The organism is Ochrobactrum sp. C6C9, from assembly GCF_022627935.1.
Taxonomy (GTDB): Bacteria; Pseudomonadota; Alphaproteobacteria; order Rhizobiales; family Rhizobiaceae; genus Brucella; species Brucella teleogrylli.
In genome coordinates this window covers 287,651-299,396 of record NZ_JABXGB010000001.1, presented here as the reverse complement: position 1 = coordinate 299,396, position 11,746 = coordinate 287,651, and the positions used below count along the sequence as shown (strand labels likewise).

The following is an 11,746-nucleotide window of genomic DNA, read 5'->3' as shown; positions in this document are numbered from 1 at the left end:
GATCTGGCGATCATCTCAAGGTCGTATTTGCCCTTGTTGGCATTGGCTTTCAGATGTGTGCTGTCGGTATAAAGCACTGTCCCATCGACCAGTCCGTGCCGGATCGCCTGTTCGACGATATGGTCGAAAATGTCCTGGGCGACCGAGGTGTCGTTAAAGCGCCGCCGCCGGTTCTGGCTCAGTGTCGAGGCGTCGAACACCGCATCGCTCAGCTTCAGGCGCAGGAACCAGCGATAGGCGACATTGACCTCGATCTCGCGCACCAGCTGACGCTCCGAGCGCACGCCGAACAGGTAGCCGATGAACAGCGCCTTGAACATCAAGGTCGGATCGAGCGGAGGACGGCCGTTGTCGGGGCAATAAAGCCCGGCAACCCGGTCATGGATGAAAGAGAAGTCGATCACCGCATCGATCTTGCGAAGCAGATGATCTTTCGGGACCAGTTGATCGAGCGTCACCATCTCGAGCGCGGTCTGTTCTGCGGCTGTTTCTTCAACATGACCCAGAGAATCACAAAACCCCCGGCATAGCCAGGGGTTTGTCAGCAGGCTGAGGCCGTCTCTGACGGCCTTTTGTTTAAGCATTCATATCTTCGGCGCAGTTAGCTGACAACAATCGGCGCCTGCCCCTGTACGCGATTATACAGGTCGATAATGTCCTGATTCATCAGGCGGATACAGCCCGACGACATGGACTGCCCGATGGACCACCATTCCGGCGAGCCGTGGATGCGATAGCCGGTGTCGCGGCCATTCTGGAAAATGTAAAGCGCGCGTGCGCCGAGCGGGTTCTGCGGACCCGGCTCCTGACCATTGCGGTATTTTTCGAGTTCCGGCTTGCGCTGGATCATTTCCGGCGGCGGCGTCCAGCGCGGCCACTGCTTCTTGTACTGCACATTGGCGCGGCCCTGCCATTCAAAGCCCGCCTTGCCGATGCCGACGCCATAGCGGAGCGCTTCGCCGCCCGGCAGCACATAATAGAGGTAATGATCTTTCAGGCTGACGACGATAGTGCCCGGCGCCTGACCGGTCGGGTCTGGCACAATCTGGCGGCGGAACTGCTTCGGCACCTTGTCATAAGGAATGGCAGGCAACGCGTAAGGCCCCTCCTGCACCGATGCATACATGACATCCGGCGTCGTGATGGCGCGATCAACACTGATCTGCGGACGCATCGGCGAGATGCCCCCTGTCGACATCGTATCGACCTGAAAGGCAGACATGTCCATCGTCTGCGAGCAGCCAGCGGCGCCACTCAGAACGACGGCCCCGGTGCCAAGCAGAAAGCGGCGGCGGCTCAGAACATCACTCAACTTCGACATGCAAATCGCCCAAAACACAGGTGACAGGGAGCAGGCATCATGCCGCTCGGTATTAACCGTAATTTGCAGTCTTATGGTTGAGGAACCGTTAAACCAGGCATTTCGATACTCATAAAAGATTAGCGCAGGCGTAAAAACTCAACCGAGGGATGCAGCGTTTGAAAAGAAAAAGCCGGACGAACCGCCCGGCTTATTCAAGCAAATCGAGGAAAGATCAGTAGTCTTTTTCGTAGAAGATACCGCCGCTGGAATCACCCTCTGCGCCAAGCGACCCCTTCGCCTTGAGGTTTCGCGTGATGTCGAGATTGACGGTTCCCTTGGTCGAGCCGCCGGACCCTGCTTCCACACCCAGATAGATATTGTCGCGGATGTAGCGTCCGGCGCGAACGGCTGTCTGCCCCTTGCTGTCGGTCACGACATCAAGATCGTCGAGGCCAGTACCGGCGCGAAGCTTGTTCATGAGCGAATTGTTGGAGCCGCCCGCAAGTTCCGCTGCCGCAGCAGCAAGCTGTGCAATCTGGAACGCCGACAATTCACCGATGGAGCGCTTGAAGATCAGCTGCGCCAGCACTTCATCCTGCGGCAGTTCCGGGGACGAGGAGAAGACGATATTAAGATTATCGACCGTGCCCGTGACCGTGACGATGGCCGTGATTTCATTGCCTTCCGAACGGGCCACGAAATTGAGCTGCGGATTGAGGTCGCCAACCAGCGTTACATGCCCCTCATCAAAGGTGATGCGCTGGCCGAGAATGCCGATGCGACCGCGAATCATGTCGAAGGAACCAACCGGCTTGATATCGCTGACCGGCCCGGTGAGGCGCACGCGCCCGCCTAGTTCCGTATCGAGACCGCGACCGCGCACGAAAATCTGGTTTGGCGCATTGACGACGACATCGAGACGCGGCCCGGCTGAATTGGCCCGCGCCACCGACTTGGCCTTGCCCTTGCGGGTTTCGACCTTGGCGCGCTCCAGCGTCTTCGCAACATTTTTCGGCGTGTTCTTGTGCTCGACCGGCACATAGGTTGCGCCACCACCGAGATTTTCCGGTACCGAGATTTCCGCACGTTCCACGTCGATCCGACCACCAATCAGCATGTCGCCTGCCAGCGGTCCGGTGATCGAGATGCCGCCATTGACCGTTGCGACGACAAGCTTGCCATCGGCATAACGGGCGCGGTCCAGCTTGATATCGATATTGGCCGGGAAATTCGCCGCTGCATTCGTGGAGATTGTGCCGCTTGCGGAAACGGAGCCGCCGCTACCGAACGCAGCATTGACCTGCCGCAGCGTGATGGTTTCACCATCCATGCTGCCCATGATATTGATATTGTTCACACGGACATTGGTTTCGGGATCGATGAAGGTTGCACCGCTGGTGGAGAACATGCCGCGCAATTGCGGGCGGTCGAAGCCGCCGGAAACGCTTGCGGTCAGCGTCAGTGTGCCATTGGCCTGCGCGCCGCGATCCGCCAGAAAGCGATTGGCGAGCGCCAGCGGGACGTTGCCGTTGACATTGACGCCAAGGCCCTGACCGGAGAACGGCACCTTGCCGCTCGCCGTGACATTCAGGCCCTGCGGGCCATCCACCGTCAGCGAGGAAATATCGACCGCCTTGGCGGCATAGCTGCCTGCTGCCTGAAGGCTGAGCGGCGCAAGGCCGTTTTCGCGCAGCGGCTTGGCAGCAAGGCCGGCCCCCTTGAGATTGAAGGTCGCGGCGGGATTGGTCAGCGGGCCCGTCACGCGCGCCGTGCCGGTGACATTGCCCGCGAAGTCCTGCCCTTTCACAGCGCCGTTCAGTATGCCGAGCGGCAGATTGGCCAGCGTCACATCGACGCCAAGATCACCTTTGCCGAGCGGCACGCCGCCCTTCGCCGTGACGTCGATGCCATTGCCGCTTGCAGCGCCACCGGTTACCCGGGCGTCGATGTTGAGCCGGTCATTGGCCGACGTGCCCTTGGCATCGGCATTCAGCGCAGCGATGCCCTGTTTCTTCAGTTCAGCAGCCGTCACGCCCCGTGCCGCCATATCGAAGGCGATATTGGGCGCATCGCGCGTACCGGTCACGCGGGCGGTCCCGTTGACAGTACCGCCGAGGCCGAGGTCCGGCATGAAGGTGTTGGCAAGCGCCAGCGGCAAATCGGCAAGCGCCACCGACAGATCAAGGCGGTCATCGACCGAGCCGTTGATCTTGACCTGCCCCGCGCCTGCATTGGCGCCGGTATTGATGATGATATCGCCAAAGGAAATCGCGCTGCCCTTCATGGCAATCGTCACCGGCGCGGCGAGATTGGCGCGAAGCGCACCCTGCTTCACATCTGCCGAGGCAAGGCCGAGTTCAAAGCCGCCATCCTTCGGCTCCAGCGAACCGGCGGCATTGGCCACCGTGCCGATCTTGAGCTTTGTATTGGCGCTGAAATCGGTCTTCGTACCCGTGGCGTTTGCCTTGGCGTCGAAGGTGTCGATACCGAATGTGCCGACCATGATATCGCGCGCGGCAGCATTGCCGTCCACAACGGGCACGCCGAACAGATCCTGTGCGGTCAGCGCGATATTGGCGGACGCAATATGATTGCCGTTGACCTTAACGCCCTTGGCGTCAGCTGAAACGGTTGCATTCTGCCGGTCGCCATCCGCTTGGAGCGCGATATCGGCATTGGCCGCCCCGGTTGCCTCGGCAAGAAACAGTGCGGCGGCAGTGGAGATATCCGGCGCGTCGAGCTTCAGCGCGCCATTGAGCAAACCCTTGGCCGTCTGCGTGACATTGCCGGAAAGATGGGCCCCGCCTGCATTGAACAGAAGATTGGTCAGGCGCTTCTCGTCATTGACGATGTCGATCAGCGAACCCAGTTCAATACGCTCGCCATTGAGGAAGGCATTGCCTGCCAGCTTGCCGGACAGAGCCGCGCCGGTGCTCGCATTGCCATCGAGCATGGCGTTGAAATCAAGACCGGCATTGGTAAGCTTGCGGCCCGCAAGCGTGCCCTGTGGCGCGTCGGCCCGCAGCGCCAGCGCGATCAGCTTGTCGTCACCGCGCGCACTGCCCTTGACCGTCATACGGCCCGATGCCTGCGGTGAAAGCAGCTTCATATCGGACAGCATCACGCCGAAATCGAAATTCGCCTTGTCCGATGCGAAAGAACCATTGGCGGTGATTTCGCTCAGCGCATTGCCGATGCGGAAATCACGCGCAGAAAAACCTTCGGCGCTGCGACCGACAGCACCGGCCAGCCGCACTTCGCCATCCAGAATATTGTCGACCGCCTCGGTGCCGGTGCGCATGTTTTGCGCCGTGCCGTCGAGATCGAGATAGAATGCGCCGCTGATCGGGCGAACCGTGCCCTTGGCCTTGACGTCGATACTGCCCGCCAGTTCCTTGTCCGCCAAAGCGCCGAAGGGCGCAAGGCTTGCAACCTTGGCGGCAATATCGCCATTGAAGACGAAGTCGTCAATATTGCCCTTGAGATCAAGGCTGAGACCGTTGCCCTCGATATTCGCCTGTGCAAGTTCCACCGGAGAACCGGCGCGCCAGCCGCCATCAATGAGAAGCGCGATCTTGCTGCCCAGCGCCTGCGCCAGTTCTGCGCGTGGCGATGAAATGCCGTCCATGCCGCCCGTCACCTTGAAAGTGATGTGGCGGTTTGCGGCATCGTTGAGGTTTTCTGCAACGCCGCCCATGTCCAGCGCCACGCTGGAGGCGGCAATGGTCGCATTCTTCAAGCCGTTGACGGAAAGCTGGCCCGTCCAGTCATTCGTCGGACGGTCGCCATAGAAAACATGGAACCGCGCATTGTCGATATAGGTTTCGGCGCCCTTGACCGGCAGCAGCACACGGCCCTTGCTTTCATCGGCAATCGACGCGTCGATGCTGAGCTTGTTCAAAAAGTGATCATTGCCGGATTCGGCAGCAGCCTTCAGCTTCAGCGCGGCGCTTGTCAGCGCCAGATCATCGAGACGGAACCCGCCCGCATCTTTCAGGAAGCCATCGGCAGAAAGCACGGTTTCGGAACCGAAGAAGTCACGGAACACTGGTGGCACCAGCACAGCAATCGGCCCATTGAAACGGGCGGCAAAAACGCGACCGCCATTGGGCGCTTCGCCCTGACGGTTCAGCGTGAAAGCGCCAGTCAGCGTGCGGCTGCCATTGGTGTCGAGCGCCAAATCCACTTTCAGATCATCAAGCGGGCCAGCGCCTGTCAAGGTGAGATCGACTGGCGGGCGACCGTCAATATTGAGCAAGTTGGCCACGATGCCATTGGCGGGTTCTGCAACTTTCAGATCAAGATCGACCTTTTGGTCGGCATTGGCATAGGCGGCGCGCAGGGCGAAACTGCCGCCGGGACCGTCAAGGCGCTTGATATCGAAGGACGAGTTCAGTGAACCATCGGCGAGCGAAAGGCTGCCGGTTGCAGAGACTTCCGATTCGAGGCCGAAAATCTCGGGTCCAAAACGCAGCCGCGCCACATCAAGCTGATCCAGACTGATGGAAATCGGCAGTTCCGGCAGGCTGAAGCTCGACGATTCCGGCGATGGCAGGCTGTTGTCCGGCAGCGGCTTGCGGGCAATATCGATGCGCTCCGCGCTCAGCGACTGAATGCTGAGCCGACCGAGCAGCAAAGCGGTGCGGCTCCAGTTCAGCTTGGCATTTTCAATCCGCAGCCAGACGCCTTCACGGTCGGCAATGGTGATCGAGCCGATGGAGGCTTCCGACGACAGGACGCCGCTGATGCCCGAAAGCGAGATACGGCGGTTCGGCGCGGAAAGCTGGCTTTCCACGAAAGACAGGAAATAGGATTTTTGCTCTTCGTTGCTTTCCGATGCTTCGGCCTGCTGTTCGCTCTGGCCCTGCGTTTGCGCATTTGCCGGGGCGACAATCGACGCCGTGGTCTGTGTATCCACGCCGATAAGCGTGACCCATGCGCCCGGAATGGCCAGCACGGCGGCCACAGCGGCGAGAATCAGGAAGAGGAAAACGGTGATAAATCTGGTCAAAACGCCTGTCCTATGCCCACATAGAATGCATAGCTCGGATCACCCGAGCGGCGGTTAAGCGGTATGGCGACGTCGAGGCGAATCGGCCCGAGGCCGGTCAGGTAGCGCAGACCACCACCGGCGCCGACGCGCATTTGTTCCGAGAAATCCGGAAACGATTTTTCGCCGACATAGCCCGCATCGACAAAGGCGACCGCGCCGATGGAATCGGTGATGCGGGTGCGCACCTCGCCCGAAGCTTCCAGCAGCGACCGTCCGCCGACGATGTTGCCGTTTCCGGCATCGACGCCGATATTGCGATAGGCATAGCCGCGCACTGAGCCGCCGCCGCCCGCAAGGAAGGACAGGCTCGGCGGCAAATCTTCAATCGAAGCGCCAACAATCGATCCCACTTTCACGCGCCCGGCCAGAATCACGCGATCCGTTGCACCAAGGCCGTAATAGGTGCGGCCCTCGGCGGTGAAGCGGGTGGCGAAATTGCCGTAATGGAATTCGTAGAAGGGCTGGATATTGCCTTCCAGATAAAAGCCCGAACTTGGGTCCGGCTTGTTGTTGCGGCTGTCGTAAAGCACGCTGCCTTCCAGACCGGCTGTCGTGAAGTCGCGGGGACCGAAAGGATAGTCCGTGTAGCGTCCCTGGCTCGCCTTGGCATAGATCGCGCCTGACAATTCGTCGCTGAATATCTGCGTGAAACCGGTCTTGGCGTTGATCGAGGTCTCGGTATAGGCGTCGAGCACTTCGCGCTTGGCGTCGAGCGACAGAACGAAATCCGTATCAGGCGTATAGACGCCGGGCTTCTTGAACGTGCCGCCGAGCAGATAGGTATAGTTCTGCGGATTAAATGAATTATCCTGCGAACCGCCAATGCCACTGACCTTGGCGTCGAAACGCAGGTTTTCACCCTTGCCGAACAGGTTGCGATGCATCCAGTAGCCGGTCACGCCGAAGCCGTCGATGGTCGAATATTCCGCACCGAAGCCGAACCGGCGGGGTTTGCGCTCCTGCACGTTGAGCGTCATCGGCAGGCTGCCATCCGGCTCGATGGTTTCGGCTTCCTCGAAACTCATCGCACGAAACACTTCCATGCGGCCAAGACGCTTCTTGGCTTTTTCGATATCGTCGGGGTCGTATTCCTTATCGGGAGTCAGTCCGGTCATCCAGGCGACGAATTGCGGGTCCATGCGCGCCGTGCCAACCACGCTGACCGGCCCATAATGCGCCTTGCGGCCCGGATCGAGCGCGACATCGGCGGCAACCGTGTTGCCGTCATGGTCGGCGACAACCTCTTCGCCTGTCACCTGCGCCTTCGGATAGCCCTGCTGACGCCAAGCCTCGACGGCAAGACGCTCGGCCTTGATGATCGTTCCAGAGCGCGCTACCTGACCAGGCGCGAAACCCGCATCTTCGGGCGATTGCACGACATCGCGCTTGTCGGTGGCGGGCGGCGCTATATTGGAAATGGCGGTGCGCGAAAACAGGAACTGCGGTCCCGGATCGACGGAAATCGCCACTTTCGCATTGTTTGGAATATCAGCGTCCGGCGGAATGTCGTTCGCCTCGCGGCCATCGACGAGAATCGAGATCGTGCCGCCATAGCGGCCTTCACCGTAAAGGGCGGCCAGAATACGCCGATAATCGCCGCGCGCCTTAGCCAGCAGACCGGCGGAACCCGAGGCGGGCTTGTCCGCGTCGGTCACCAGACCGGATGCACCTTCAACGATGGATTTCAGATCGGCTTCGGTGCCATCCGCATTCTTGCGATCACCGGTGGTAGTGACCTCGACCTCATAGGTCTTCGGATCGATGATATCGGGATCGGTTTTCTTGTCTTCGCCCCAAAGACGGACGCCAAAAAGCTCAAACGCCAAAGCAGGCGACACGGTAAACGAGGAAAAATGCGCCGCCAGCAAAAGCATGGCAATGCCTTTTCCCTGTATCGTCCTGTTACTCCGAGTCATACGCGTTACTGTCCGGTTCCTGTCTATGCGGTCGCCTGGCAGCGTCCCGTTTCCATTTCCCACCCAGGACGTTTCAGGGATTACCATAGGGAGGTCGGGGGGCCAAGCAACAACCTAAAGCTTAAGCTCTAGATATGAACGGATTCAGTCAAGGGAGTGTTAACGTTACCACAGCTTTACGCAACGCCCGGTCGCAGACGCGAAGACTTCGCGCTGAAAATGCAAAATATGAAGCGCACAAAAAAGGGAGGCGCTCCGGAGGGAACCGGAGCGCCACGCGGCTTTGGGGGGAGAGAGGGAGGATAAAGCCGCGATTCAAACCGTGTGCGGATCATGGTCCGGCGCGCGGGAGAAACGGTAGCTCAGCGGGGCATGTCAAAGACCAACCCCGCCGGGCGCGGTCCGATTAAGGCAGGTTACGCACGTCGTCAGGCGTCATGTACATCGGCATCATATTGGTATCGAGGTGATGCATGACCCAGATGGAGCCGGCAAGCACGATAGCCAGAATGATGACCGTGAAGATGAGCGCCAGAATGTTCCAGCCGCCTTCCGACTTCGGATCGAGGTGCAGGAAGTAAACCAGATGCACCAGGATCTGAACGACGGCGATGCCGAGAACAACGGCTGCGGTCGTGGCAGGCGTGAAATAGCCGTTCATCGCCAGAAGAAATGGAACGACGGTGAGAACAACCGCCAGCACGAAGCCGATCAAATACGACTTCAGGCTGCCATGCGCGGCATGATCGTGTGTTTCGTGTGCAGAACTCATTACAGTACACCCAGCAGATAGACAAGGGTAAAGACGCCAATCCAGATGATGTCCAGGAAGTGCCAGAAGAGGCTGAGGCACATCACGCGCGTCTGGTTCTTTTCCGTCAGACCGTCACGCAGAAGCTGGGCGGAAAGCACCAGAATCCAGATCAGGCCGGACGTGATGTGAAGACCGTGGGTTCCGACCAGCGCGAAGAAAGCCGAAAGGAACGCGCTGCGGCTCGGGCCGGCGTCTTCGAGAATCAGGTGATGGAATTCATAGACTTCCATCACGAGGAAGGCTGCACCCAGCAGGAACGTGACGCCCAGCCAGAACAGCACGCCTGCACGGTTCTTTTTGTACATGGACAGCGTCGCCAGACCATAGGTCAGCGACGAGACCAGCAGTAGCATGGTTTCGGTCAACACAAACTGCAGGTCGAAGAGTTCACGGCCGGTCGGGCCGCCCGCAAACTGGTGCGCCAGAACGGCATAGGTTGCAAACAGGCCCGAGAACAGGACGCAGTCGCTCATCAGGTAGATCCAGAAGCCGACCAGCGTGGTCGACCCTGCATCGTGATGGTCTTCGTGAGCAGGATGCTCGTTGCCGCCCGTGAATGGACCGGCCGTTGAAATGCTAGCGCTCATGGATCAAGCCTCCTGAGCCATCAGTTGCCGGGTGCGAAGGTCTTCGACGCTCTGCACTTCTTCGGCCGAGACGTAGAAGTCTCTGTCATTGTTGAACGAGTGGAAGATCGCAACGGCGAGTACACCCACGGCAGAGGCAATGGCCAGCCACCAGATATGCCACACCAGCGCAAAGCCGAGCGGAATGTTCATGATGCCGATGATGAAACCCGTACCGGTGTTCTTCGGCATGTGGATGCGTGCGAACTTTTCCGTGCGGCGCACATAGCCGTTCTGCTTCATATCCCACCAGCTGTCGTGGTCGCGGACATGCGGCACTTCAGCGAAGTTGTAGAATGCAGGCGGCGAAGCCAGCGACCATTCCAGCGTACGGCCCGTACCCCAGCTGTCGCCGTTGTTGTCACGCAGCTTTTCGCGGTCGCGGATCGAAACCATGATCTGCAGAACCTGGAACACGATACCGCACAGGATGATCGCAACGCCGACGGCGGCGATGATCAGATAGATGTGCCATGCCGGGTTTTCGGTGTGGTTCAGACGACGGGTCATGCCCATCAGGCCGAGCACATAGAGCGGCATGAACGCCATGATGAAGCCGACCAGCCAGCACCAGAACGCGTTGCGGCCCAGACGTTCGTTCAGCTTGAAGCCGAAAGCCTTCGGCCACCAGTAGACGAGACCGGCAAAGCAGCCGAACAACACGCCCGAGATGATCACATTGTGGAAGTGGGCGATCAGGAACACCGAGTTGTGCAGCACGAAATCCGCAGGCGGAACAGCAAGCAGAACGCCCGTCATACCGCCAACCACGAAGGTGCACATGAAGCCGATGGTCCACAGAACCGGCGTTTCCATGCGGACGCGGCCCTTATACATCGTGAACAGCCAGTTGAAGACCTTCGCCCCTGTCGGGATCGAGATGATCATCGTCGCCACGCCGAAGAACGCATTGACATTGGCGCCGCCACCCATCGTGAAGAAGTGGTGCACCCAGACGAGGAACGACAGGACCGTAATGGCAACTGTTGCGTAAACCATCGACTTGTAGCCGAACAGACGCTTGCCGGAGAAGGTCGCGATGATTTCGGAGAAGACACCGAAAGCAGGCAGGATGAGGATGTAGACTTCCGGGTGACCCCAAATCCAGATCAGGTTCACATACATCATCGGATTGCCACCAGCATCATTGGTGAAGAAGTGGAAATCCAGATAGCGGTCCAGCGAAAGCAGGGCCAGCGTGACAGTGAGGATCGGGAAGGCTGCGACGATCAGCACGTTCGAGCAGAGCGCGGTCCAGGTGAAGACCGGAACCTGCATCATGCCCATGCCGGGCGCACGCATCTTGATGATCGTGGTGATCAGGTTGACACCTGAAAGCAGCGTACCCATACCGGAAATCTGCAAGGCCCAGATATAGTAATCCACGCCGACATCCGGGCTGAATTCCTTGCCGGACAGCGGCGGATAAGCAAGCCAGCCGGTCTTGGCGAATTCGCCAATGCCGAGCGACAGGTTGATCAGAACCGCACCGGCGACCGTGAGCCAGAAGCTCAGCGAGTTGAGGTAGGGGAAAGCAACGTCACGCGCACCGATCTGGAGCGGAACCGCAAAGTTCATCAGACCGACGACGAATGGCATCGCCACGAAGAAGATCATGATCACGCCGTGGGCGGTAAAGATCTGGTCGTAGTGATGGGGCGGCAAAAAGCCTTCATTCGCGCCCGAGGCAAGAGCCTGCTGCGCGCGCATCATCACGGCGTCCGAGAAGCCGCGGAACAGCATCACGAAAGCCAGAATGATATACATGATGCCGATACGCTTGTGATCGACCGTCGTGAGCCAGTCTTTCCAGAGCGGGGCCCATTTGCCGTAATAAGTGATGGCTGCCAGAATAGCGAGCGCACCACCAGCCACCGCGGTCAATGTGACCATGATGATCGGCTCGTGATACGGGATCGCTTCGAGCGTAAGTTTTCCGAACATTTTTATCACGCTTCGATTGGAGCAATTCCGGGAAAGCCTCTAACGGCTTTCAGTCCGGAACCGCGTGAAACAAAAGATTGAATGCCGATG

The 11,746-nt window shown here is 59.2% G+C and carries 7 protein-coding genes; all 7 read right to left on the bottom strand.

Features of this window, described 5'->3' with window-relative positions; translation table 11 throughout:
• The coding region (locus tag HWD97_RS01415; protein WP_371834619.1) for a transposase at positions 1-461 on the bottom strand (461 nt) is incomplete at its 3' end.
• Positions 462-601: 140 nt separating this feature from the next.
• Complete coding sequence (locus HWD97_RS01410; RefSeq protein WP_109368098.1) at positions 602-1,321, bottom strand: L,D-transpeptidase; 720 nt, start codon at positions 1,319-1,321, stop codon at positions 602-604.
• A gap of 214 nt (positions 1,322-1,535) precedes the next feature.
• Positions 1,536-6,221 carry a translocation/assembly module TamB domain-containing protein gene (locus HWD97_RS01405; protein WP_371834618.1) on the bottom strand — a complete coding sequence of 1,562 codons (4,686 nt, stop codon included), beginning with the start codon at positions 6,219-6,221 and terminating at the stop codon, positions 1,536-1,538.
• An 89-nt stretch (positions 6,222-6,310) separates the two neighbouring features.
• A complete protein-coding gene (locus HWD97_RS01400; RefSeq protein ID WP_140024558.1) occupies positions 6,311-8,230 on the bottom strand; it encodes an autotransporter assembly complex family protein in 1,920 nt (639 codons plus the stop codon).
• 448 nt (positions 8,231-8,678) lie between these two features.
• Complete coding sequence (gene cyoD / locus HWD97_RS01395; RefSeq protein WP_371834614.1) at positions 8,679-9,044, bottom strand: cytochrome o ubiquinol oxidase subunit IV; 366 nt, start codon at positions 9,042-9,044, stop codon at positions 8,679-8,681.
• Entirely contained in the window at positions 9,044-9,673 is a 630-nt protein-coding gene (gene cyoC / locus HWD97_RS01390) for a cytochrome o ubiquinol oxidase subunit III (RefSeq protein WP_171316896.1), read from the bottom strand. The genes cyoD and cyoC overlap by 1 nt, the downstream gene beginning before the upstream one ends.
• A gap of 3 nt (positions 9,674-9,676) precedes the next feature.
• Complete coding sequence (gene cyoB, locus HWD97_RS01385; protein WP_109368094.1) at positions 9,677-11,656, bottom strand: cytochrome o ubiquinol oxidase subunit I; 1,980 nt, start codon at positions 11,654-11,656, stop codon at positions 9,677-9,679.
• Between the last annotated feature and the right edge of the window lie 90 nt (positions 11,657-11,746).